This is a genomic window from Klebsiella aerogenes KCTC 2190, assembly GCF_000215745.1.
Classification (GTDB): Bacteria; Pseudomonadota; Gammaproteobacteria; order Enterobacterales; family Enterobacteriaceae; genus Klebsiella; species Klebsiella aerogenes.
Window position 1 is genome coordinate 640737 of record NC_015663.1, and the last position, 22299, is coordinate 663035.

At 55.6% G+C, this 22299-nt stretch carries 26 protein-coding genes; 16 read left to right on the top strand and 10 right to left on the bottom strand.

Annotation, left to right across the window (positions count from 1 at the left end; all coding sequences use genetic code 11):
- Nucleotides 1-8: 8 nt before the first annotated feature.
- Together EAE_RS03120 and EAE_RS03125 are read right to left on the bottom strand one after the other, a co-directional pair.
- A complete protein-coding gene (locus EAE_RS03120) occupies nucleotides 9-317 on the bottom strand; it encodes a recombinase-like helix-turn-helix domain-containing protein (protein WP_004144765.1) in 309 nt (102 codons plus the stop codon).
- Complete coding sequence (locus EAE_RS03125) at nucleotides 314-637, bottom strand: Rieske (2Fe-2S) protein (protein WP_004151769.1); 324 nt, start codon at nucleotides 635-637, stop codon at nucleotides 314-316. Before EAE_RS03125 ends, EAE_RS03120 begins: the two co-directional genes overlap by 4 nt.
- Before the next feature lie 427 nt (nucleotides 638-1064).
- On the opposite strand from EAE_RS03125, the gene EAE_RS03130 reads away from it, so the two are divergent.
- Nucleotides 1065-2285: an MFS transporter gene (locus EAE_RS03130; protein WP_032709126.1), complete on the top strand. Its 1221-nt coding sequence runs from the start codon at nucleotides 1065-1067 to the stop codon at nucleotides 2283-2285.
- A 120-nt stretch (nucleotides 2286-2405) separates the two neighbouring features.
- On the opposite strand, the gene speB is transcribed toward EAE_RS03130, so the two are convergent.
- The 6 genes from speB to EAE_RS03160 form a co-directional block, all read right to left on the bottom strand.
- Nucleotides 2406-3326: an agmatinase gene (gene speB / locus EAE_RS03135; protein ID WP_015369744.1), complete on the bottom strand. Its 921-nt coding sequence runs from the start codon at nucleotides 3324-3326 to the stop codon at nucleotides 2406-2408.
- A 153-nt stretch (nucleotides 3327-3479) separates the two neighbouring features.
- Nucleotides 3480-4208: a hypothetical protein gene (locus EAE_RS03140; RefSeq protein WP_015703450.1), complete on the bottom strand. Its 729-nt coding sequence runs from the start codon at nucleotides 4206-4208 to the stop codon at nucleotides 3480-3482.
- A 152-nt stretch (nucleotides 4209-4360) separates the two neighbouring features.
- On the bottom strand, nucleotides 4361-6337 hold the full coding sequence (speA, locus tag EAE_RS03145; RefSeq protein WP_015703451.1) for a biosynthetic arginine decarboxylase: 1977 nt from the start codon (nucleotides 6335-6337) through the stop codon (nucleotides 4361-4363).
- 8 nt (nucleotides 6338-6345) lie between these two features.
- Nucleotides 6346-6462 (bottom strand): acid stress response protein YqgB, encoded by a 117-nt coding sequence (gene yqgB, locus EAE_RS03150; RefSeq protein ID WP_015369741.1) that lies wholly within the window; start codon nucleotides 6460-6462, stop codon nucleotides 6346-6348.
- A gap of 84 nt (nucleotides 6463-6546) precedes the next feature.
- Complete coding sequence (locus tag EAE_RS25515; RefSeq protein WP_418269008.1) at nucleotides 6547-6696, bottom strand: hypothetical protein; 150 nt, start codon at nucleotides 6694-6696, stop codon at nucleotides 6547-6549.
- Nucleotides 6697-6866: 170 nt separating this feature from the next.
- Complete coding sequence (locus tag EAE_RS03160; RefSeq protein WP_015703452.1) at nucleotides 6867-7139, bottom strand: hypothetical protein; 273 nt, start codon at nucleotides 7137-7139, stop codon at nucleotides 6867-6869.
- Between the two features lie 136 nt (nucleotides 7140-7275).
- Here EAE_RS03160 and metK point away from each other — a divergent pair, with 136 nt between their 5' ends.
- The 8 genes from metK (at nucleotide 7276) to ruvX (ending at nucleotide 14527) form a co-directional block, all read left to right on the top strand.
- The gene (gene metK / locus EAE_RS03165) at nucleotides 7276-8430 is read left to right on the top strand and encodes a methionine adenosyltransferase (protein ID WP_004149807.1); all 1155 of its coding nucleotides are present in this window, start codon (nucleotides 7276-7278) and stop codon (nucleotides 8428-8430) included.
- Between the two features lie 392 nt (nucleotides 8431-8822).
- Nucleotides 8823-10217, top strand: coding sequence for a sugar porter family MFS transporter (locus EAE_RS03170; protein WP_015369739.1), 1395 nt, complete (start codon nucleotides 8823-8825; stop codon nucleotides 10215-10217).
- 77 nt (nucleotides 10218-10294) lie between these two features.
- The gene (locus EAE_RS03175) at nucleotides 10295-10795 is read left to right on the top strand and encodes a SprT family zinc-dependent metalloprotease (RefSeq protein ID WP_015369738.1); all 501 of its coding nucleotides are present in this window, start codon (nucleotides 10295-10297) and stop codon (nucleotides 10793-10795) included.
- 94 nt (nucleotides 10796-10889) lie between these two features.
- Nucleotides 10890-11597, top strand: a complete 708-nt coding sequence (endA, locus tag EAE_RS03180; RefSeq protein ID WP_015369737.1) for a deoxyribonuclease I — start codon at nucleotides 10890-10892, stop codon at nucleotides 11595-11597.
- Between the two features lie 88 nt (nucleotides 11598-11685).
- Nucleotides 11686-12417 carry a 16S rRNA (uracil(1498)-N(3))-methyltransferase gene (gene rsmE / locus EAE_RS03185; protein ID WP_015369736.1) on the top strand — a complete coding sequence of 244 codons (732 nt, stop codon included), beginning with the start codon at nucleotides 11686-11688 and terminating at the stop codon, nucleotides 12415-12417.
- Nucleotides 12418-12465: 48 nt separating this feature from the next.
- Nucleotides 12466-13416: a glutathione synthase gene (gshB, locus tag EAE_RS03190; protein ID WP_015703453.1), complete on the top strand. Its 951-nt coding sequence runs from the start codon at nucleotides 12466-12468 to the stop codon at nucleotides 13414-13416.
- Between the two features lie 131 nt (nucleotides 13417-13547).
- Nucleotides 13548-14111: a YqgE/AlgH family protein gene (locus tag EAE_RS03195; RefSeq protein ID WP_015369734.1), complete on the top strand. Its 564-nt coding sequence runs from the start codon at nucleotides 13548-13550 to the stop codon at nucleotides 14109-14111.
- Nucleotides 14111-14527, top strand: a complete 417-nt coding sequence (gene ruvX / locus EAE_RS03200; protein WP_015369733.1) for a Holliday junction resolvase RuvX — start codon at nucleotides 14111-14113, stop codon at nucleotides 14525-14527. The genes EAE_RS03195 and ruvX overlap by 1 nt, the downstream gene beginning before the upstream one ends.
- A 247-nt stretch (nucleotides 14528-14774) precedes the next feature.
- Here the strand turns inward: ruvX and EAE_RS03205 are convergent, their stop codons facing one another.
- Together EAE_RS03205 and EAE_RS03210 are read right to left on the bottom strand one after the other, a co-directional pair.
- Nucleotides 14775-15428, bottom strand: a complete 654-nt coding sequence (locus EAE_RS03205) for a LuxR C-terminal-related transcriptional regulator (RefSeq protein ID WP_015369732.1) — start codon at nucleotides 15426-15428, stop codon at nucleotides 14775-14777.
- 350 nt (nucleotides 15429-15778) lie between these two features.
- Nucleotides 15779-16759, bottom strand: coding sequence for a type IV pilus twitching motility protein PilT (locus EAE_RS03210; RefSeq protein ID WP_015703454.1), 981 nt, complete (start codon nucleotides 16757-16759; stop codon nucleotides 15779-15781).
- Between the two features lie 16 nt (nucleotides 16760-16775).
- On the opposite strand from EAE_RS03210, the gene EAE_RS03215 reads away from it, so the two are divergent.
- The 7 genes from EAE_RS03215 to EAE_RS03245 all read left to right on the top strand — a co-directional run bounded on the left by EAE_RS03215 (nucleotide 16776) and on the right by EAE_RS03245 (nucleotide 22297).
- Nucleotides 16776-17480, top strand: coding sequence for a YggS family pyridoxal phosphate-dependent enzyme (locus EAE_RS03215; RefSeq protein WP_015703455.1), 705 nt, complete (start codon nucleotides 16776-16778; stop codon nucleotides 17478-17480).
- Nucleotides 17481-17497: 17 nt separating this feature from the next.
- Nucleotides 17498-18064, top strand: a complete 567-nt coding sequence (locus EAE_RS03220) for a YggT family protein (protein WP_015369729.1) — start codon at nucleotides 17498-17500, stop codon at nucleotides 18062-18064.
- Entirely contained in the window at nucleotides 18061-18351 is a 291-nt protein-coding gene (gene yggU, locus EAE_RS03225) for a DUF167 family protein YggU (protein WP_015369728.1), read from the top strand. Before EAE_RS03220 ends, yggU begins: the two co-directional genes overlap by 4 nt.
- Nucleotides 18352-18363: 12 nt before the next feature.
- On the top strand, nucleotides 18364-18957 hold the full coding sequence (locus EAE_RS03230; protein WP_015369727.1) for an XTP/dITP diphosphatase: 594 nt from the start codon (nucleotides 18364-18366) through the stop codon (nucleotides 18955-18957).
- Nucleotides 18950-20089: a radical SAM family heme chaperone HemW gene (gene hemW / locus EAE_RS03235; protein WP_015703456.1), complete on the top strand. Its 1140-nt coding sequence runs from the start codon at nucleotides 18950-18952 to the stop codon at nucleotides 20087-20089. Before EAE_RS03230 ends, hemW begins: the two co-directional genes overlap by 8 nt.
- A 292-nt stretch (nucleotides 20090-20381) precedes the next feature.
- Nucleotides 20382-21428 carry an ABC transporter substrate-binding protein gene (locus EAE_RS03240; protein WP_015369725.1) on the top strand — a complete coding sequence of 349 codons (1047 nt, stop codon included), beginning with the start codon at nucleotides 20382-20384 and terminating at the stop codon, nucleotides 21426-21428.
- Nucleotides 21429-21487: 59 nt separating this feature from the next.
- On the top strand, nucleotides 21488-22297 hold the full coding sequence (locus EAE_RS03245; RefSeq protein ID WP_004181271.1) for an ATP-binding cassette domain-containing protein: 810 nt from the start codon (nucleotides 21488-21490) through the stop codon (nucleotides 22295-22297).
- Nucleotides 22298-22299 lie beyond the last annotated feature (2 nt).

Below are 22299 nucleotides of genomic sequence, written 5' to 3' on the forward strand. Positions count from 1 at the left end.
CTGTGTCCTCAGTAGCCGTTAACCTGTAAAAATGCCTGGAAGCTGCTTTCGCTCCACGGTTCGCCCTGTTGGTCATGCATCCTGACGCCATTGAGGCCGTTCACCAGTTCACCGAGACTTTCCGCGCCCTGCTCGAACAACGTTTCCAGGGTGGCGATAAGCTGCAGTTCCCAGTTTTCCGGCACCCGGCTGCGGGTTTGCCAAATCAGATTGTGATAGTCGCCAGGCTTATGGATATTGCCGTTTCCGCCTTCCGCCGGTGGCGTAAACTGGCGGCTTTCCGGTAGCGCCGGGTTGAAGTCCAGGGATTCGCTCATGCCACGTTCTCCTCGATAAAGGTAATCTGGATCTGATTGTCGTATACCCGCACCGGGTAACGATTAAGGTTGCGACCGCCGGGGCCATGCAGGCACTGGCCGGTTTTCACGTCGAATACCGCCTCATGCAGCGGGCATTCCACCTTGCCATCTTCGACAAAGCCCTGGCTCAGGAGCGCATAGGCATGAGGGCAAACGTCTTCCAGCGCGTAATATTCGCCATCAATCAGATAAATACCGATTTCCTTACCGTCGATATTGCCGCTATATGGGAAATCTTCCTGTACTTGCTCCGCGTCACATACGCCTATCCAGCTCATCGCAATCCTCCAGGCTTTTGTTTCATATATGAAACTCTGTTTCTTATTTAATACGGTCAATATAAAAGCGGTGAATGTTTCGTCAAGCGTTAATGTGACGAACTTGTTAATGAATGGCTTTTAAATTAGCTAAGTGTGCAATTGATCACGAAAAACTGCATTCAGATGAAATGATGATATTTAAAGCGGTGATCCATTATAAATAAAAATGCCGATTTAAATTTCACATCCGACTATTGACTTCTTTTCAAATCGATCATTAAAAATGGGCAACAGTGGAAGCCATGGTGTTTCACCCATGAAACAACTCTTTATTTAATCCTTTAAAAACAGAGAGTTTCACAGGTGAACCATTTTACTTATGTAACTATATCTGGCGTTAAAAAATAATAACTGGCAATCATTAAATTAAGCGTGGAGACAACGAATGGCGGCAAGATGGCAAGGGGTAATAGCATTACTTTTGTTAATAATTATTTCCTACGTCGATCGGGTAAATATCTCGGTGATGATCCTTAACCCGGAATTCGCTGCCCATTTTCAGTTAAATGAAAACAGAATGTTACAAGGTATGCTAATGACATGCTTTCTTCTGGGTTATGGGTTTTCGGCATTATTATTAACCCCAGTTATAGAAAGTAGATGGCATTATCGTCAGGGACTCTTAAGCAGCATTGCTATATGGGCGCTGGTGTGCGCCATTTCCCCGCTACTCGGCTCACTGCTGGGAATGTTGATCGCGCGCATCGTTCTTGGCGTGGCGGAGGGGCCGCTGTTCTCTCTGAAAACGCGCTTTATCAACGACAACTTCGCCGCTGATGAAATAGGCAAGCCGAATGCGCTGACCGCCCTTGGCGTATCGTTGGGGCTGGCGGTAGGCTTCCCGCTGGTCACCTGGCTGATGGCGCACGTTGGCTGGATCGGTTCCTTCTACGTGCTGGCGCTGCTTAACCTGCTGCTCGGCGGTGGATTAATCTGGCGGTTTCTCCCCGCGCCGCAAGTGACCGCCCAGCGCGCGAAGCCGGGCTTCAGCCAAACTTTTTCCCTCGCCTGGCGTACGCCGCTGCTTGGCTGGATCCTGCTGGTGGAAATCGCCACGCTCAGTTATCTGTGGGGGAGCAGCGCCTGGTTGCCCGCCTGGCTGCGCGACGAGCACCACTTCTCACTACAGGCCACCGGGCTGCTGGCGGCAGTCCCCTTTCTGTTAAGCCTCGGCTCAAAGTTTCTTGGCGGCGTGCTCCTCGACAAAATGCGCCCGGAGCAGGCACCGCTGCTGTTTATTATCGGCGGCCTACTCACCGCCGGTTCCGTGCTGGCGCTGATGCTCAGCCAGCAGCCGGCGATGCTGGCGCTGTTTATGCTGGCGGCGAACGTTTTCTGGGGATTACAGGGGGCAGCGATCCCCGCGGTGGTTCAGCATCACGCCCCGCGCGAAGCGGTGGGCAGCGCCTATGGGATCATTAACGGCATTGGCAATATTTGCGCGGCGTTTATTCCGCTGCTGATGGGAGTGGTGATGAAATCGGTGGGATCGGTCAGTTCAGGTTTTTCCGTTCTGGTGGCCTCGCAGCTGATCACGCTGTGCGCCGGCGGCGTACTGCTGCTGCGCATGCGTCGCGCAGCAGCAGTAAATACCTCTATCCCCTAAATAATTCGAGTTGCAGGAAGGCGGCGACGCAGAGAATCCCCAGGAGCTTACTCAAGTAAGTGACTGGGGTGAGCGAGGAAAGCCAACGCACATGCAACTTGAAGTATGACGGGGATAGGCTTAGTCGCCTTTCTTCGCCGCCTGAATATAAAGCATCTCCAGCGCCAGAGTCGCCGCCGCCAGGGCGGTGATTTCGGACTGGTCATAGGCCGGGGCGACTTCAACCACGTCCATCCCGACGATGTTCAGATCCTTCAGGCCGCGCACCAGTTTGATCGCACGGTCGGAGGTGAGTCCACCGATCACCGGCGTACCGGTACCTGGCGCAAATGCCGGATCCAGGCAGTCGATATCGAAGGTCAGGTACACCGGCATATCGCCGACGATCTGCTTCACCTGAGCGATGATGTCATCGACGCTGCGGTCGTTAACCTGGCCCGCATCAAGCACGGTAAAACCGTTATCTTTATCGAATTCGGTACGAATACCGATCTGCACGGAGTGGTTCGGATCGATAAGCCCTTCGTTCGGCGCGGTGTAGAACATGGTGCCGTGGTCGAATTCACAGCCGTTGGCGTAGGTATCGGTGTGGGCATCGAAGTGTACCAGCGCCATTTTACCGAAATGCTTGGCGTGGGCGCGCAGCAGCGGCAGGGTGACGAAATGGTCGCCGCCGAAGGAGAGCATGCGTTTACCGGCCGCCAGCAGTTTCTCCGCGTGCGCCTGCAGTTTCTCGCTCATTTCGCGGGCGTCGCCGAAGGCGTAGACCAGATCGCCGCAGTCCACGACGTTCAGGCGTTCGCGCATGTCGAAGTTCCATGGGAAACGGTTGTGCTCCCAGGCAAGGTTGGTTGACACCTGACGGATCGCCGCCGGGCCATGACGGCCGCCCGCGCGCCCGGAGGTCGCCATATCAAACGGCACGCCGGTGATGACCCAATCCGCATCGCTTTCATACGGCATAAAGTTCATCGGCAGACGCAGGAAACCAAAGGCGTTGGATACCAGGGAGTTATCGTATTGATGACCTAAAGTGCTCATGGATATGACCTCTTTTCGCAGTCGTGGTACGTAAAAAATAAGTATAAAAAAACCCCTCCGCGTCGTTAGGCCCGACGAGGAAGGGTTTGAATTGGGTTACTGCTTATGGGCATAAATTATCGCCCGAAAAACGCCCGGCAGCAAGCGGGACGTTTATTTTTGACAAGGCGCCGGGGCGAAACCGTCCGCCGGGAAGGCCTGGCTCGCGCACGGCGGTAGCGACGCTTGCTCTTTTCCACGTAAAGCGAAGGCCGCAAAACCAATGACTCCAACGTTACGCGTGTCACCCTGTACGGAATGGGCGGCATAAGATTGCGCGACGTTTGAAAATTCGAATGCCGCCTCGATACGGCTGTTTTTACGAAAGCCTTTGATCGCTAACGAGCCACCAGCAGGCACAATGTAGCCGTTGTTGTTAAGCGAACCGGCCTTACCGCTCAGGACATCGAGACCATCCACCGTGGCGACAATTTCATAATCCACGCTGTGGCTATAATTACGGACATATAATTGATACTGAGTACCAACGCGGGCCGCAATGGCGTATTGCCATTTTCCCGTGGAATTATTATAGCGGCGAGTAATAGGGAGAGAGTTAAAATTAGCATCGCGTACCGCATATTCCAGATCGCTATTACGAATGCTATAGCGCTGGTCAAACCCGGTTTGATATTGACCGGAATAATTAATTAATACGATCTCATCAGGATGGGAATCTACGCGTTCTGCAGACACGCCTTTAACCGTTGAGTGAACGTCGCTGCCCCAGCGGGTGGCAACCTCAGTGGAGAGTGCCTTGCGGGTATTGTACTCCGGCTGTTTTGCGCAGCCGCTTAAAAATAATAAACCGATAATAAGACCGTAACGCGGTATGCTTTTCATATTCCGTCCCTGTTTCACTGAATGTTAATTCCCTGCGGCAGTGTACGGACCTTTGTCATTTTAAAAAGCAGCTACCATGATGTTTCAGATTTCATTTATAAAAAAGGGCCGGTTCAGGAATATAAACCGGCCCGCCAGCGGATAACTCTTAGTTACTCATCTTCAAGATAAGTATACCCGTACAGCCCCGCTTCGAACTCTTCGAGGAACTGCTGCTGCAGCTCGGCGTCGAGGCCGGTATTTTTCACCTGATCGCGGAACTGGGTCAGCAACGTATTCGGATCCAGTTGAACATACTGCAGCATATCCGCCACCGTATCGCCCTCATCGGAGAGCTCAACCTCAACGCTACCGTCCGGGAAGACGAAGACGTCTACCGCTTCGGTGTCGCCGAACAGGTTGTGCATGTTGCCGAGGATCTCCTGATAAGCGCCAACCATAAAGAAGCCCAGCATTGGCGGGTTCTCCGGGTCGTATTCCGGCATCGGCATGGTGGTGGCGATCCCGTCGCCGTCAACATAGTGATCGATGGCGCCATCGGAGTCGCAGGTAATATCCAGCAGCACCGCGCGGCGTTCCGGCGACTTGTTCAGCCCTTCCAGTGGCATCACCGGGAACAGCTGATCGATACCCCAGGCATCCGGCATCGACTGGAACAGCGAGAAGTTGACGTAGATTTTATCCGCCATACGTTCCTGCAGCTCATCGATAATTGGGCGATGGGCGCGGTTGCTTGGATCGAGCTGTTTTTGCACCTCATGGCACATGTTCAGATACAGCTGTTCCGCCCACGCGCGCTCCTGCAGGTTGAAGGTGCCTGAGGAGTAGCCGATGTGGATATCGTGCAGATCCATTTGGCTGTCATGCAGCCATTCACGCAGCGAGCGGCGGTTGCCGGTTTCGTGCATCTCCAGCCAGGTTTCCCACATGCTCTGCAGCGGACGCGCGGCGTCTTTCGCCGGCGGGGTCGCCTCGGTGTATTCGTTGCGCTCGACGCCGATAATGTTGGAAACCAGTACGGTGTGGTGCGCGGTCACCGCGCGGCCGGACTCAGTAATCACCGTCGGGTGCGGCAGGCCGTTCTCTTCACAGGCATCGCCGATCGCCCAGATGATATTGTTGGCGTACTCATTCAGGCCGTAGTTCACCGAACAGTCGGACTGCGAGCGGGTCCCTTCATAGTCCACGCCCAGACCGCCGCCGACATCGAAGCACTGAATATTGACGCCCAGCTTATGCAGCTCGACGTAGAAACGCGCCGATTCGCGCACGCCGGTGGCGATATCGCGAATGTTGGCCATCTGCGAGCCGAGGTGGAAGTGCAGCAGTTGCAGGCTCTCAAGATGGCCTGCCTCGCGCAGAATTTCGACCAGTTGCAGCACCTGCGTCGCCGCGAGCCCAAATTTGGATTTCTCGCCGCCGGAGGACTGCCATTTACCGGAGCCCTGCGAAGCCAGACGCGCACGCACGCCAAGGCGCGGCACCACGTTCAGACGGGCGGCCTCTTCCAGCACGATGGCGATTTCCGACATCTTCTCGATGACCAGATAGACCTTATGGCCCATCTTCTCACCCACCAGCGCCAGACGGATGTATTCGCGATCTTTATAACCGTTGCAGACGATCACGCTACGGGTCATCCCCGCGTGCGCCAGCACCGCCATCAGCTCAGCCTTCGAACCGGCCTCCAGCCCCAGCGGTTCGCCGGAGTGGATCAAGGATTCAATCACGCGACGGTGCTGGTTAACCTTGATCGGGTAGACAAGGAAATAGTCACCGTTATAACCGTAGGATTCACGCGCGCGCTTGAAGGCGGCGTTAATCGAGCGCAGACGATGTTGCAGGATCTGCGGGAAGCAGAACAGCGCCGGCAGGCGTTGTCCCTGGGCTTCGCGCGCTTTGACCAGCTCGGCCAGGTCGACGCGCGCTTCCGGGACGTCAGGATCCGGGCAAACGCTGATATGGCCCAGTTCGTTAACGTCGTAATAGTTATTACCCCACCAGGCAATATTGTAGGTACGTAGCATTTTGCTGGCTTCCTGGGAGCTCATCGCAACCTCCTGCATGGAACGTAGTACACCGTGTTCGCCTGCTGACGAAAGCGAACCCAAAGACATGTCGTCAGACATAGCGAACCTCAACTTGTAATATTAACTACTATCGCAGTCGACAGACGCGATAACAACCCATGAACAGCCTTTAATCCCAGCAGATAGTGCTGGCACTGCAGCTGCGCGACCGGTTTCTTATTCATATATAGTAAAACACGTACCCGAAGCTGGTGTGACAGCCCGGAGAAACCACGAGAAAACCCTTGCTCACGCAAGAGCGCCCTTGTTCAGTTTTCAAAAAGCCTGGAGGCCCTGGAATCCTGAGAAGCGCCGAGATGGGTAGAACATCGGCAGGTTTGCACGAAAGAGATGCAGATTGCGGGATAGAATTGCGCGACAGAACGACGCGACGAATCAGGCGAAAAACGTTGGTTCATTATCTGGTATCACCTCCACACTGCCCCGAAACAGGCCAGCGACAAGCCAAAGCTATACCCGTCATACTTCAAGCTGCAGATGCGTTGGCTGCGTGCGTTCATCCCAGTCACATAGTTATCTATGCTCCTGGGAATTCGCGCCCTTGCCGCCTTCCTGCAACTTAAATTATTTAGGGTATATACATATCGTACAGCCGGCGAAACCGCCGCTGTGTAACAGAGTGCTTAACCCGGCTGGAAGTGGCGTCACGAGATGGGGCTTCGTGCGCTTTTTTAATGAGCCGCGCGCGGCGTTTTATACCGAGAAGCGGGGTAAAATGCAAAATAAAAATACGCGCCTTGCCGGGGTTGTCAGGAAAAATTTCCACCACGCTTTTTCCATTAATGCGGGTGATGTCAAAAAAATGTGGAAATGCGATGAAGTTCTGACCTAAAATAGCCATCCAGAAGTTAATCCATCTATACTGATTAACACTCAGACTGCTCGTGTCACTACCTGCAAGCCTTGGTAGGGTCATCTATCAAAGCCTCTCTACACAACAGTATGAGCTACACGAATACTCACAGGTAAAATAAAACATGGCAAAACACCTCTTTACGTCCGAGTCTGTATCAGAAGGGCATCCAGACAAAATTGCTGACCAAATCTCCGATGCCGTGCTGGACGCGATCCTCGAACAGGATCCGAAAGCGCGCGTAGCCTGCGAAACCTACGTTAAAACCGGCATGGTTCTGGTTGGCGGTGAAATCACCACCAGCGCATGGGTTGATATCGAAGAGATCACCCGTAACACGGTGCGTGAAATTGGTTACGTGCATTCCGATATGGGCTTTGACGCCAACTCTTGTGCCGTCCTGAGCGCCATTGGTAAACAGTCCCCGGACATCAACCAGGGCGTTGACCGTGCCGACCCGCTGGAACAGGGCGCGGGCGACCAGGGCCTGATGTTTGGTTATGCCACTAACGAAACTGACGTGCTGATGCCGGCTCCGGTGACCTATGCTCATCGTCTGGTACAGCGCCAGGCTGAAGTCCGCAAAAACGGCACCCTGCCGTGGCTGCGTCCGGACGCGAAAAGCCAGGTCACTTTCCAGTATGACGACGGCAAAATCGTCGGCATCGATGCGGTAGTTCTGTCTACTCAGCACGCTGAAGATATCGATCAGAAATCCCTGCAGGAAGCAGTGATGGAAGAGATCATCAAGCCGATTCTGCCGACCGAATGGCTGAACGCTTCGACCAAGTTCTTCATCAACCCGACCGGCCGTTTCGTTATCGGCGGCCCGATGGGCGACTGCGGTCTGACCGGTCGTAAGATCATCGTTGATACCTACGGCGGCATGGCTCGCCACGGCGGCGGCGCGTTCTCCGGTAAAGATCCATCTAAAGTTGACCGTTCCGCAGCCTACGCGGCGCGCTATGTAGCGAAAAACATCGTTGCCGCAGGCCTTGCCGATCGTTGTGAGATTCAGGTCTCCTACGCCATCGGCGTCGCTGAACCGACTTCGATCATGGTAGAAACTTTCGGCACCGAAAAAGTGCCTTCTGAACAGCTGACCCTGCTGGTACGCGAGTTCTTCGACCTGCGTCCATACGGCCTGATTCAGATGCTGGATCTGCTGCACCCGATCTACAAAGAGACCGCGGCTTACGGTCACTTTGGTCGCGAACATTTCCCATGGGAAAAAACCGACAAAGCAGCCCTGCTGCGCGAAGCGGCCGGCCTGAAATAAGCCACCCCGCTTGACTACTTAAGGCCAGCCCCGCGCTGGCCTTTTTGTTGCCCCTCATTCCCCACATCTAACGCTTCCTGCCCTTTTTTTGCCATGCAGGCCATAGATAATGGAAGCGATTACATATCTGCTATAGAGCCTGGCGTAACTGAGCTTTCTGTTGACGCCAATTCTTTTCACAATGTTACATACCATGTCGAATTTCGCCATTTCAGCGCAATCTTATTGGCGATAATTGCCTTTTATATCTATGATTTGAATATGTTTTTGCTGATTACATATCTTTACCTTAGTGTAACCGATTACACAGTCGTGATTGTAATCACGTTTTTTTGTCCTGCACTCCCCTACTCTAAGCATCGACAGAATCAATAACTCAACTGGAGGGCGTTATGCCTGACAATAAAAAACAAGGGCGTTCAAACAAGACGATGACGTTCTTTGTCTGTTTCCTCGCCGCGCTGGCCGGCTTACTGTTCGGCCTTGATATCGGCGTTATTGCCGGCGCCTTACCGTTCATTGCCAATGAATTCCAAATCAGCGCACACACCCAGGAGTGGGTGGTCAGCTCCATGATGTTCGGCGCCGCCGTCGGCGCAGTGGGCAGCGGCTGGCTCTCTTTCAAACTTGGGCGTAAAAAAAGCCTGATGATCGGCGCGATCCTGTTCGTTGCGGGCTCGCTATTTTCCGCCGCCGCGCCGAACGTCGAAATCCTGCTAATTTCCCGCGTATTGCTGGGGCTGGCGGTTGGCGTCGCCTCTTACACCGCGCCGCTATACTTGTCGGAAATCGCGCCGGAGAAAATCCGCGGCAGTATGATTTCGATGTACCAGTTGATGATTACCATCGGTATTCTCGGCGCCTATCTTTCCGACACCGCCTTCAGCTATAGCGGCGCGTGGCGCTGGATGCTCGGCGTGATTATCATCCCGGCAGTCCTGCTGCTGATCGGCGTTATCTTCCTGCCGGATAGCCCGCGCTGGTTTGCCGCTAAACGCCGTTTCGTCGATGCCGAGCGCGTCCTGCTGCGCCTGCGAGATACCAGCGCCGAAGCCAAACGCGAGCTTGATGAAATCCGCGAAAGCCTGAAAGTCAAACAGTCCGGCTGGGCGCTGTTCAAAGAGAACAGTAACTTCCGCCGCGCGGTGTTCCTCGGCGTACTGCTGCAGATCATGCAACAGTTCACCGGGATGAACGTCATCATGTACTATGCGCCGAAGATTTTTGAACTGGCGGGCTATGCCAATACCACTGAGCAAATGTGGGGCACCGTGATCGTCGGCCTGACCAACGTACTGGCCACCTTTATCGCTATCGGCCTGGTCGACCGCTGGGGCCGCAAACCGACGCTGATCCTCGGCTTTATCGTGATGGCCGCCGGTATGGGCGTACTGGGCAGCATGATGCATATCGGTATTCATTCTGCTACCGCACAGTACTTCGCGGTACTGATGCTGCTGATGTTTATCGTCGGCTTCGCGATGAGCGCCGGCCCGCTGATTTGGGTACTGTGTTCGGAAATCCAGCCGCTGAAAGGCCGCGATTTCGGTATCACCTGCTCCACCGCGACCAACTGGATTGCCAATATGATCGTCGGCGCCACCTTCCTGACCATGCTGAACTCTCTCGGCAGCGCCAACACCTTCTGGGTCTACGGCGGTCTGAACGTGCTGTTTATCCTGCTGACTATCTGGCTGATTCCGGAAACCAAAAACGTCTCGCTGGAACATATTGAACGCAACCTGATGCAGGGACGTCCGCTGCGCGAAATCGGCGCTCGCGATTAATCCCCTCTGTGCTTCCTCCCCTTTGGGAGGAAGCTTCTTCTTGCTCTCCCCCGCGCGGCGCACTATCCTCTGGCGCTATGAAAACACCCCGTATTCCCATCGCTATCCAGCAGGCCGTCATGCGTAGCCTGCGGGAGCACCTTGCCACCGCCAATCTCAAGCTGGAACGCCGCTATGCGGAACCGACGCTGGTTTATCAGCAGCGCGGCACCTCCGCAGGCACCGCGTGGCTTGAGAAAAACGAGATCCGCCTTAATCCAGTGCTATTGCTGGAAAATCAGCAGGCGTTTATCGATGAAGTGGTGCCGCACGAACTGGCGCATCTGCTGGTGTGGAAACACTTTGGCCGCGTCGCGCCGCACGGTAAAGAGTGGAAATGGATGATGGAGGTCGTGCTGGGCGTCCCCGCCCGCCGCACCCATCGCTTTGAGCTTGATTCGGTACGCCAGAACACCTTCCCCTATCGCTGCCAGTGCCAGCAGCATCAGCTCACCGTTCGTCGTCATAACCGCGTGGTGCGCGGTGAAGCCACCTACCGCTGCGTTCGCTGCGGCGATCTGCTGGTGGCGGAAAAGTAACCACCGGAATTAATTAGAAACTTTCTGATCTGACTGATTGCATCTGACACCCTCATTCGCTACGTTGCGGGCTCGTTTTGACACGGAGTTTACGATGTCCCGTATGTATGTTTTTGCCGTCGCGTTGTTCAGCGTGGCAGCCAGCGGCCCGCTTGCGGCAGCTGGTATTCATAGTTTTTCCCAGGCGAAAGCCGCAGGCGTAAAAGTGAATGCCGACGTTCCCGGCGACTTTTATTGCGGTTGTAAAATCGACTGGCAGGGTAAAAAAGGCGTTATCGATCTGGAATCTTGCGGCTACAAAGTGCGTAAAAACGAGAACCGCGCCAGCCGGGTCGAATGGGAACATGTGGTTCCGGCGTGGCAGTTCGGCCACCAGCGCCAATGCTGGCAGGATGGTGGACGTAAAAACTGCGCCAAAGATCCGGAATATCGCAAGATGGAAAGCGATATGCATAACCTGCAGCCTGCGGTCGGCGAGGTCAATGGCGATCGCGGCAACTTTATGTACAGCCAGTGGAATGGCGGCGACGGGCAGTATGGTCAATGCGCCATGAAGGTCGATTTCAAAGATAAAGTCGCCGAACCGCCGGTACGCGCCCGCGGCTCGATCGCTCGCACCTACTTCTATATGCGCGACCGCTATCAGCTGACTCTTTCCCGCCAGCAAACCCAGCTATTTACCGCCTGGGATAAGCAGTATCCGGTGACCTCCTGGGAGTGCGAGCGCGATGAGCGAATCGCCAAAGTACAGGGCAACCATAATCCTTACGTCCAGCAGGCTTGCCAGGCGCAAAAGAGCTAACCTACACTAGCGGCAATTGTTAATTTGCAGCCGCCGTCTTCCCCGCTATGGGGAAGACGCTATCTGCGCGAAGAACGGAATATCAAGCATGCGCATTCCTCGCATCCACCACCCGGAACGCATTACCCCCGGCAGCCACATTGCCCTCAGCGAAGACGCAGCCAACCACGTTGGCCGCGTCCTGCGCATGAGCAAAGGTCAGGAAATCCAGCTGTTTGACGGCAGCAATCAGGTTTTCGATGCGGTCATCACCGAAGCGGGTAAGAAAAACGTCATGGTCGAGGTTATCCGTGGCCAGATCGACGATCGTGAATCACCGCTGCACATCCATCTCGGCCAGGTGATGTCACGCGGCGAAAAAATGGAATTCACCATCCAGAAATCGATCGAACTTGGCGTAAGCCTCATAACGCCACTGTTTTCCGAGCGCTGCGGCGTTAAACTGGATGCCGAACGCTTGCAGAAGAAGATTCAGCAGTGGCAGAAAATCGCTATTGCCGCCTGCGAACAGAGCGGCCGTAACATCGTGCCGGAGATTCGCCCGGCGATGCAGCTGGAAGCCTGGTGCGCCGAGGAAGAAAACGGCCTTAAGCTCAACCTGCACCCGCGCGCCAGCGCCAGCATCAATACGCTGCCGCTGCCGGTTGAACGTGTTCGCCTGCTGATTGGCCCGGAAGGCGGTCTGTCGGCGGAAGAGATAGCGATGACCGCTCGCTATCAATTTACTGATATCCTGTTGGGACCACGCGTTCTGCGTACTGAGACCACCGCGCTCACCGCCATCACCGCGCTGCAGGTGCGTTTTGGCGATCTGGGCTAAAATCTGGCGCAACGTTCCGCAAACACGACAGCGCTAATGGAGAAAAGAATGATCAAGCTCGGCATCGTGATGGACCCTATCGCATCCATCAACATCAAAAAAGACACCAGCTTCGCTATGTTGCTGGAAGCGCAGCGTCGCGGCTATGAACTCCATTACATGGAGATGAACGACCTGTATCTCATCAACGGCGAATCCCGCGCCCGTACGCGCACGCTGAGCGTCGAGCAGAATTACGACAAATGGTATGAGTTCACCGGCGAGCAGGACCTGGCGCTGGCGGATCTCGACGTCATCCTGATGCGTAAAGACCCGCCGTTCGATACCGAGTTTATCTACGCCACCTACATTCTCGAGCGCGCCGAAGAGAAAGGTACGCTTATCGTCAACAAGCCGCAGAGCCTGCGCGACTGTAACGAAAAGCTGTTTACCGCCTGGTTCTCCGATCTAACCCCGGAAACGCTGGTCACCCGTAATAAAGCCCAGTTGAAAGCGTTCTGGGAAAAACACGGCGATATCATTCTCAAACCGCTGGATGGCATGGGCGGCGCCTCAATCTTCCGCGTGAAAGCGGGCGACCCGAACCTCGGCGTCATTTCCGAAACCCTGACTGAATTGGGTAGCCGCTACTGCATGGCGCAGAATTATCTGCCGGCCATCAAAGACGGCGACAAACGCGTGCTGGTGGTGGACGGCGAGCCGGTGCCATACTGCCTGGCGCGTATCCCGCAGGGCGGTGAAACGCGCGGCAACCTGGCTGCCGGTGGCCGTGGCGAAGCGCGTCCGCTGACCGAAAGCGACTGGGAAATCGCCCGCCGCGTTGGCCCAACGCTAAAAGCCAAAGGCCTTATCTTCGTCGGCCTGGACATCATCGGCGATCGCCTGACCGAAATTAACGTTACCAGCCCGACCTGCGTGCGCGAAATCGAAGCCGCTTTCCCGGACGTGTCGATTACCGGCATGTTGATGGACGCCATCGAAAAACGTATCAACAAATAAGCACTGGGGCGGGCAAACGCCCGCCCGCAAGGCGCCCCTCGGGCGCCGGTAAAACAAAGTGCATCGACACGTTTCTACTTTACCCGCATACTGGGTGTTGTTTTTTTAAACCAGGAACAGAACCTCTGACAATGAATTTACAGCATCACTTTCTGATTGCCATGCCTGCGCTACAGGACCCTCTTTTCCGTCGCTCCGTCGTCTATATCTGCGAGTACAACGACGATGGCGCCATGGGCATTATCATCAATAAGCCGCTGGAAAATTTGCAGGTGGAAGGGATCCTGGAAAAATTGAAAATCGCGCCGCAGCCGCGCAACCCGGATATCCGTCTGGATAAGCCGGTGATGGTCGGCGGCCCGCTGGCGGAGGATCGCGGTTTTATTCTGCACACGCCGCCGTCTGATTTTTCCTCCAGCATCCGTATCTCCGACAACACGGTGATTACCACCTCACGCGACGTGCTGGAAACTCTCGGTACCGATAAACAACCGAGCAACGTGCTGGTGGCGTTGGGCTACGCGTCGTGGGAAAAAGGGCAACTGGAACAGGAAATTCTCGATAACGCCTGGCTTACCGCACCGGCCGATCAGAATATTTTGTTTAAAACGCCGATTGCCGACCGCTGGCGCGAAGCGGCCAAACTTATCGGTATCGATATCGTGACGATGCCTGCCGACGCGGGGCATGCATAATGAGCGGTACCTTTCTGAGTTTTGATTTTGGCACTAAAAGCATTGGCGTCGCCGTTGGGCAGCGCATTACCGGCACGGCGCGTCCGCTCCCGGCGCTGAAAGCGCAGGACGGCAAACCTGACTGGAACATCATCGAAAAGCTGTTGAAAGAATGGCAGCCGGAAGCGGTGATTGTCGGCCTGCCGCTGAACATGGACGGCACCGAACAGCCGCTAACCGCGCGCGCACGTAACTTCGCCAATAAAATTCATGGCCGCTTCGGCGTGAAAATCACCCTCCACGACGAGCGTTTAAGCACCGTCGAAGCCCGCGCAGGGCTGTTCGAACACGGAGGTTTTCGCGCGCTCAATAAAGGCAGCGTTGATTCCGCCTCTGCCGTGGTTATCCTCGAAAGCTATTTCGAACAGGGATACTAATCGGTAGCTCTGGGATGAAAGCGAAGCATAGATTCGCGTTTGCGCCGGGTGGCGGCTTCGCCTTACCCGGCCTACAAAACCCCCGCTGGAGTAACCCGTAGGCCCGCGCAAGCGTAGCGCCGCAGGGCAATCATGGCAGCGGATGCGGAGCCGCTTTTGCGCCGGGTGGCGGCTTCGCCTTACCCGGCCTACAACCCCCTCGCTGGCATAACCCGTAGGCCCGCGCAAGCGTAGCGCCGCCGGGCAATCAGTGACGCAGATGTTCATTCGCCCAGCTTACCGCCTGGGTACGGTTCTTGACGCTCAATTTGCGGAACACATTGTACAGATGAGTACGTACCGTGTTTTCGCTGATGAACAGCGCGCGGGCAATATCCATATTCGTTGCGCCGCAGCGCAGCTCGTTGAGGATCTCACATTCACGCTCGGTCAACGGTGAGTTCTCCGTCGGCGCCGTGACCTGATCCGCAGAATACAGCGCCGGGTGCATCACGCTCAATTCAGCCGTCTGCTCGCCATTTAATACGGCTTTGACGCCCTCAATTAAGCGCGATTGGTCATCGTCATGGCGGAATACGCCATATAACGCAGGCCATTGCGCCATTTCGTAAAGCTCATACTTTTGCGCGCTATTGATAATCAACAGACGCGGATTATCTGCCTGTACGCGAATAATATCTCGCCACACGCCATTCAATTTCTTATTAGAGACGGCAATATCAAACAATATTACCGAGTCTTTTGCCAGACGTTGAGTTAGCGGTTTGTTGATATTATGCAGAGTTACGTTTACGGATAGCTTCTCAGTCAACCACGTCGCAAATGCATTACTCTGAATGGACGGATGAGTAATGAAAGTCACTTGACGCGAATGCAGTAAATTCTCCGATAAATTAATCACTTAAAACTCTCCTTAGCAGTACCCCGCCATCTTAGCGGTTAAATTAACTGAAAATTAAACGTTCAATAATGTATTTATATTTTCAAATACATTTTGGATATTGAAACATCATTTCATGAGAATCTTCCTATTCCCGTAAACAGCATAAATCGAACCCCGCAAAAGTGTCAAAAGGTAATCCCATTTTTTTCCTGGTTAAGCGGGGTAAATGTAAGCCCGCTGTCATAACATTCATTATTTCGGCTTAGGTCGTACCACTTATTTGTATTATGAAATCATTAATCAAAACATTAATTGAACACTGAATTAACAATTTAATGAATACCACCTTTGTTTCATCACGGCATAAGCTATAACTCACCTGCTAACGCACGTTGTTGAAAACTCTGCGCAAAGGTTTGCATTCCTGCCTGTTGACTGGTTTGCATCACGCCGGGTAGCTGATGCGTTTTTCCTTCGCGGATCAAATTTGCCACCGCTGGCGTGTTCACTAAAAGTTCGTATAGCGCAACCCGGCCGCCGGAAGCATTTGGCAACAATTTTTGCGCCGCCACGGCGCATAAACTCCCTGCCAGCTGACTGCGAACCGGCTCTTTTTCTTCCGCCGGGAACACATCCACCAGCCGCTCGACGGCCTGCGCCGCGCTGCGGGTATGCAGCGTCGCCATCACCAGGTGCCCGGTTTCGGCCGCGGTCAGCGCCAGGCGGATGGTTTCGCTATCGCGTAGCTCACCTAATAAGATCACGTCCGGGTCCTGACGCAGCGCCACGCGTAGCGCCGCCGCGAAGGAGGAGCAATGGCGGCCGATTTCGCGCTGCTGGATCAGGCAGTTCCTGCTGGCGTGAATAAACTCCACGGGATCCTCAAGGGTTAAAATATGACCATGGCGATATTGATTGAGGTAGTCCACCATCGCCGCCAGGGTGGTCGACTTGCCGCTACCGGTAGCGCCGGTAACCAGGATCAAACCACTCTCTTCATTTAACAGTTCGCTAAGCGCGGCGGGCGCGCCCAAATCACCCAACTGCGGGCATCGCTGCGGCAAAAGACGCAGCGCCAACGACAAGCCGCGCGCGTGGGCAAAAGCGCTGGCACGCAGCCGCGGCCCATCTGAGAGGGCAAGGGCAAAGTCCACCTGGCCATCGGCACGCCACTGCGCCAACTGTGGGTCGTTAAGCCAGCGAGTGAGGATTTCCTCAACATCCGGCGAAGTAAACGGTGCAGGCTCAAGCTTCCCCAAACGACGCCAGCGCGGCGGATACGCGCTGCACAGGTGTAGATCGGAGACGTTATGCTTTACACTAAGGGCCACGATTTCTTCCAGCTCCATAACTGATCCTCGGAATATGAACGATATTGCGCATAACCTGGCACAGGTCCGGGATAAAATCTCAGGCGCCGCCGCCCGCTGCGGCCGCGCTTCAGAAGAAGTTACGTTGCTTGCAGTGAGTAAAACCAAACCTGCGAGCGCTATCGAAGAAGCAATGGCCGCAGGACAGCGGACATTCGGCGAAAACTACGTCCAGGAAGGGGTGGATAAAATCCGCTATTTCCAGCAGGCGGGCGCCAGCGGTCTGCAGTGGCACTTCATCGGCCCGCTGCAGTCCAACAAAAGCCGGCTGGTGGCCGAACATTTTGACTGGTGCCACACCGTCGACCGGTTGAAAATCGCCACCCGCCTGAGCGAGCAACGTCCGGCGGATTTACCGCCGCTGAACGTGCTGATTCAAATCAACATCAGCGATGAACAGAGTAAATCCGGGATCCCGCTGGCGGAGCTTGACGCTTTAGCCGCCGGTGTCGCCGCCTTACCGAACCTCCAGCTTCGCGGGTTAATGGCCATTCCGGCGCCAGAGTCAGAATATGAAAGGCAGTTTGCCGTCGCCCAACAAATGGCGGTAGCATTCGCGCAACTGAAAACGCTCTACCCTTCGGTTGATACGCTCTCTCTGGGCATGTCGGATGACATGGAAGCCGCTATCGCGGCGGGAAGCACTATGGTGCGCATCGGGACCGCAATCTTCGGCGCGCGCGACTACAGCAAAAAATAAGGAATCTGAGGAACGCCATGAAGACGTTGACCTTCCTGCTCTCAACGGTCATTGAGCTCTACACAATGGTCATGTTGTTACGCGTCTGGATGCAGTGGGCGCGCTGCGACTTTTACAATCCGTTTTCACAGTTCGTCGTGAAAGCGACCCAGCCAATCGTCGGGCCGCTGCGCCGGATTATCCCGGCAATGGGGCCGCTGGATAGCGCCTCCCTGCTGGTCGCCTTCGTGCTATGCGTTATCAAGGCGATCGTGCTGTTTATGGTGGTCACCTTCCAGCCGATTATCTGGATTGCCGCGGTGCTAATCCTGCTGAAAACCATCGGTTCGCTGATTTTCTGGGTGCTGCTATTGATGGCGATCATGAGCTGGGTAAGCCAGGGTCGCAGCCCGGTGGAATACGTGCTGATGCAGTTGGCCGACCCACTGCTGCGCCCGATCCGCAACCTGCTGCCATCCATGGGCGGCATCGACTTTTCGCCGATGGTGCTGGTCCTGCTGCTGTACGTGATTAACATGGGTATCGCCGAGCTGCTGCAAGCTACTGGCAATGTCCTGCTTCCGGGGCTGTGGATGGCGCTATGAGTGCCGTTGAAGTCTGCGCTGACGGGCTGGTGCTCAGGCTGTATATTCAGCCAAAGGCCAGCCGCGACAGCCTTGTTGGTCTGCATGGCGACGAGCTCAAAGTCGCCATCACCGCCCCACCCGTCGACGGCCAGGCAAATGCCCATCTGGTTAAATATCTCGCTAAACAGTTCCGCGTCGCGAAAAGCCAGGTGCTTATCGAAAAAGGCGAACTGGGCCGTCACAAACAGGTAAAAATCATTCACCCGCAGCAGATCCCGCCCGCCGTCGCGGCGCTGACTGACTAAACAGGATTGAATATGCAAAAAGTTGTACTCGCTACCGGCAACGCCGGTAAAGTTCGCGAGCTGGCCTCGCTGCTGGAAGATTTTGGGCTCGACGTCGTCGCCCAGACCGAGCTTGGCGTCGATTCCGCCGAAGAAACCGGCCTGACCTTTATCGAAAACGCGATCCTCAAAGCGCGTCACGCCGCGCAGGTCACCGGCCTGCCGGCCATCGCCGACGACTCGGGTCTGGCGGTGGATGCGCTGGGCGGCGCGCCGGGCATTTACTCCGCTCGCTACTCGGGTGAAAACGCCAGCGACCAGCAGAATCTGGAAAAGCTGCTGGATGCCCTGCAGGACGTGCCCGATGAGCAACGCCAGGCCCAGTTCCACTGCGTGCTGGTTTACCTGCGCCATGCCGAAGACCCGACACCGCTGGTGTGCCACGGCAGCTGGCCGGGCGTGATTACTCGCCAGGCGGCGGGTAGCGGCGGCTTTGGCTATGACCCGATTTTCTTTGTTCCATCCGAGGGTAAAACCGCAGCGGAACTGAGCCGTGAAGAGAAAAGCGCCATTTCCCACCGTGGGCAGGCGCTGAAACTGTTACTGGAAGCATTACGTAATGGCTAATTTGCCGCCTCTGAGTCTTTATATTCATATCCCGTGGTGCGTGCAGAAGTGCCCGTACTGCGATTTCAATTCGCATGCGTTAAAGGGCGAAGTGCCGCACGACGACTACGTCCAGCACCTGCTTGCCGATCTGCGCCACGATGCGCCATACGCACAAGGACGTGAAATTAAGACTATTTTTATCGGCGGCGGTACGCCAAGCCTGCTTTCCGGCCCGGCGATGCAAACCCTGCTTGATGGCGTGCGCGCCTGCCTGCCGCTGGCGGCGGATGCGGAGATCACCATGGAAGCCAATCCGGGGACCGTGGAGGCCGATCGCTTCGTTGAGTATCAGCGTGCCGGCGTCAACCGTATCTCCATCGGCGTACAGAGCTTTAGCGAGCCAAAATTGCAGCGTCTGGGGCGTATTCACGGTCCGGAAGAGGCAAAACGCGCGGCGCGGCTGGCGAGCGGCCTCGGGCTGCGTAGCTTTAACCTCGATTTAATGCATGGCCTACCGGACCAGTCGCTGGATGAGGCGCTGGATGACTTACGCCAGGCGATCGCGCTCAATCCGCCGCATCTGTCGTGGTATCAGTTGACTATTGAGCCGAACACGCTGTTTGGTTCGCGCCCGCCGGTATTACCGGATGACGATGCGCTGTGGGATATTTTCGAGCAGGGGCATCAATTGCTAAGCGCCGCAGGTTATCAGCAGTACGAGACCTCCGCTTACGCCAAACCAGGCTATCAGTGCCAGCACAATCTCAACTACTGGCGCTTTGGCGATTATCTGGGTATTGGCTGCGGCGCGCACGGCAAAGTGACCTTCCCTGATGGCCGAATTCTGCGTACGGCGAAAACCCGTCACCCGCGCGGCTACATGGAAGGCCGTTACCTGGAGCGCCAGCACGACGTGGACGCGGCGGATAAACCGTTCGAGTTCTTTATGAACCGCTTCCGCCTGCTGGAGGCCGCGCCGCGCGCGGAGTTCAGCTTGTATACCGGCCTTGATGAGCAGGTTATCCGTCCGCAAATCGATGCCGCTATCGCCGAAGGCTATCTGCTGGAAGATGCGCAAAACTGGCAAATTACCGAGCACGGTAAACTGTTTTTAAATTCGCTGCTGGAGCTGTTCCTCAGCGAAGAGTAATCCCTGCGGGCGGCACGTCGTCGCCCGTATCTTTCCCCTTACATCCTCTCCCGCTACGGTCAAACCGACTGGCGTTTTTTTGCTCGATTTTTTGCAGCCAATCACAAAATCCGATCGACTTTTTTCCTTTTCTTGACTCATTTTTTGCGCAGTGGTAATCCTGCTTCATCGGTTGAGCAAATGTAAAACCGACGTATCCTACATGTGAATTATTGGTAACTCTGATTAAAAAAGTCTCTGTAACGTCGGCGCAATCCGGCGGGCTTAAGCCTATAAAAAAGAGGGTAACACAATGAATTACCGTAATATTTTTATCACACTCGCCGCATTATCCGGCACCGTCACGGCTTCAGCCTGGTCTGCAGAGTCCGCCACCGTGGCCTTTTTAATGCCCGATCAGGCCTCTACCCGCTATGAGCAGCACGACTTCCCCGGTTTTAAGGCGGAAATGAGCAAGCTTTGCGCGGAATGTAAGGTCATCTATCAGAATGCCAACGCCAACGCGTCGCTCCAGCAGCAGCAGTTTAATTCGGTTATTGCCCAGGGGGCGAAAGTGATCGTCCTGGATCCGGTTGACTCTTCCGCCGCCGCCGCGCTGGTCGAAAACGCCCAGGCGCAGGGGGTCAAGGTCATTGCCTATGACCGCCCGGTGCCAAACAAACCAGCTGATTTCTACGTCTCATTTGATAATGAGGGCATTGGTTACGCCATCGCGAAATCTCTCACCGACCATCTGAAAGCGAGCGGCGTGCCGCAGGATGCCGGCGTGCTGCAGATTAACGGTTCGCCAACCGATGCCGCCGCAGGGCTGATCCGCGACGGTATCCATCGCGGATTGAAAGAGTCCGGTTACAAAACGCTGGCCGAATTCGACACCCCGGAGTGGGCGCCGCCGAAAGCCCAGGAGTGGACCGCCGGGCAGGTTACCCGCTTTGGCGACAAAATTAAGGGCGTGGTCGCGGCAAACGACGGTACCGGCGGCGGCGCAATTGCCGCCTTTAAGGCTGCCGGGGTCCAGCCGCTGCCGCCGGTCACCGGCAATGACGCCACTATCGCCGCGCTGCAGCTGATCATCGCCGGCGACCAGTACAACACCATCTCCAAGCCATCGGAGATCGTCGCCGCGGCGGCGGCCAAAGTGGCGGTTGATTTTATTCAGGGCAAAAAACCGCAGGCCAGCACCACCCTGTACAACACCCCTTCCCAGCTATTTACCCCGGAAGTGGTGACGGCCAAAAACATCAAAGCGGAAATCTTCGATAAAAAAATCCAGACCTGGGATCAGGTGTGTAGCGGCGAGTACGCCGCCGCCTGCCAGAAGTTAGGCATCAGCAAGTAACCTTTGCCCCTGCGCCCGCCGCGGCGGGCGCGATTTCGCCATGATTGAGGTCGTTTTGTATGCCGCAACAACAACACAACTCCGCCGCCGGGCGGCCAATACTGCAACTGCGCAACGTCTCTAAACATTTTGGCGCGGTGTCCGCGCTGACGGATATCGAATTAGAAGTCCACGCCGGCGAGGTAGTCGCGCTGGTCGGCGACAACGGCGCGGGCAAATCCACGCTGGTGAAGATCCTCGCCGGCGTCCACCAGCCGACCTCCGGCACCATTGAGTTTGACGGCAACCCCGTCACCCTCGATAGCCCCGGCAAGGCGCTGGAATACGGTATTGCCACGGTGTTTCAGGATCTGGCGCTGTGTGAAAACCTTGATGTGGTGGCAAACCTGTTTCTGGGTCATGAAATTTCGCCGTTCCAGCTCGATGAAGTGGCGATGGAAGTGAAAGCCTGGACGCTGCTGCAGGAGCTGGCGGCACGTATTCCGTCGGTACGCGAACCGGTGGCATCGCTTTCCGGCGGCCAGCGGCAGACCGTCGCCATCGCCCGTTCGCTGCTGCTGAACCCTAAAATCATTATGCTCGATGAGCCCACCGCGGCGCTGGGCGTCGCGCAGACCGCGGAAGTGCTCAACCTGATTGAGCGCGTTCGCGAGCGCGGGCTTGGCGTCATCATCATCAGCCACAACATGGAAGACGTTCGCGCCGTCGCCGACCGTATCGTGGTGCTACGTCTCGGGCGCAACAAAGGGATCTTCACGCCCGATGCTTCCAATCAGGATCTGGTCGCCGCGATCACCGGCGCGACGGAAAACGCCGTTTCACGCCGGGTTGAACGTAAATCACAGCCAACAACTTCCGGAGCGATGTAATT

Bases quoted from the DNA above. Each gene is read 5' to 3' on its own strand.
- EAE_RS03220 (WP_015369729.1), top strand. From the start codon at position 17,498: ATGAAGACGTTGACCTTCCTGCTCTCAACGGTCATTGAGCTCTACACA.
- endA (WP_015369737.1), top strand. From the start codon at position 10,890: ATGTCCCGTATGTATGTTTTTGCCGTCGCGTTGTTCAGCGTGGCAGCC.
- EAE_RS03130 (WP_032709126.1), top strand. From the start codon at position 1,065: ATGGCGGCAAGATGGCAAGGGGTAATAGCATTACTTTTGTTAATAATT.
- EAE_RS03245 (WP_004181271.1), top strand. From the start codon at position 21,488: ATGCCGCAACAACAACACAACTCCGCCGCCGGGCGGCCAATACTGCAA.
- speA (WP_015703451.1), bottom strand. From the start codon at position 6,337: ATGTCTGACGACATGTCTTTGGGTTCGCTTTCGTCAGCAGGCGAACAC.
- yqgB (WP_015369741.1), bottom strand. From the start codon at position 6,462: ATGAATAAGAAACCGGTCGCGCAGCTGCAGTGCCAGCACTATCTGCTG.
- rsmE (WP_015369736.1), top strand. From the start codon at position 11,686: ATGCGCATTCCTCGCATCCACCACCCGGAACGCATTACCCCCGGCAGC.
- ruvX (WP_015369733.1), top strand. From the start codon at position 14,111: ATGAGCGGTACCTTTCTGAGTTTTGATTTTGGCACTAAAAGCATTGGC.
- EAE_RS03170 (WP_015369739.1), top strand. From the start codon at position 8,823: ATGCCTGACAATAAAAAACAAGGGCGTTCAAACAAGACGATGACGTTC.
- EAE_RS03240 (WP_015369725.1), top strand. From the start codon at position 20,382: ATGAATTACCGTAATATTTTTATCACACTCGCCGCATTATCCGGCACC.
- EAE_RS03195 (WP_015369734.1), top strand. From the start codon at position 13,548: ATGAATTTACAGCATCACTTTCTGATTGCCATGCCTGCGCTACAGGAC.
- gshB (WP_015703453.1), top strand. From the start codon at position 12,466: ATGATCAAGCTCGGCATCGTGATGGACCCTATCGCATCCATCAACATC.
- speB (WP_015369744.1), bottom strand. From the start codon at position 3,326: ATGAGCACTTTAGGTCATCAATACGATAACTCCCTGGTATCCAACGCC.
- EAE_RS03230 (WP_015369727.1), top strand. From the start codon at position 18,364: ATGCAAAAAGTTGTACTCGCTACCGGCAACGCCGGTAAAGTTCGCGAG.
- EAE_RS03120 (WP_004144765.1), bottom strand. From the start codon at position 317: ATGAGCGAATCCCTGGACTTCAACCCGGCGCTACCGGAAAGCCGCCAG.
- EAE_RS03210 (WP_015703454.1), bottom strand. From the start codon at position 16,759: ATGGAGCTGGAAGAAATCGTGGCCCTTAGTGTAAAGCATAACGTCTCC.
- EAE_RS25515 (WP_418269008.1), bottom strand. From the start codon at position 6,696: ATGAACCAACGTTTTTCGCCTGATTCGTCGCGTCGTTCTGTCGCGCAA.
- EAE_RS03140 (WP_015703450.1), bottom strand. From the start codon at position 4,208: ATGAAAAGCATACCGCGTTACGGTCTTATTATCGGTTTATTATTTTTA.
- hemW (WP_015703456.1), top strand. From the start codon at position 18,950: ATGGCTAATTTGCCGCCTCTGAGTCTTTATATTCATATCCCGTGGTGC.
- EAE_RS03215 (WP_015703455.1), top strand. From the start codon at position 16,776: ATGAACGATATTGCGCATAACCTGGCACAGGTCCGGGATAAAATCTCA.
- EAE_RS03160 (WP_015703452.1), bottom strand. From the start codon at position 7,139: ATGGCTATTTTAGGTCAGAACTTCATCGCATTTCCACATTTTTTTGAC.
- EAE_RS03125 (WP_004151769.1), bottom strand. From the start codon at position 637: ATGAGCTGGATAGGCGTATGTGACGCGGAGCAAGTACAGGAAGATTTC.
- EAE_RS03175 (WP_015369738.1), top strand. From the start codon at position 10,295: ATGAAAACACCCCGTATTCCCATCGCTATCCAGCAGGCCGTCATGCGT.
- yggU (WP_015369728.1), top strand. From the start codon at position 18,061: ATGAGTGCCGTTGAAGTCTGCGCTGACGGGCTGGTGCTCAGGCTGTAT.
- metK (WP_004149807.1), top strand. From the start codon at position 7,276: ATGGCAAAACACCTCTTTACGTCCGAGTCTGTATCAGAAGGGCATCCA.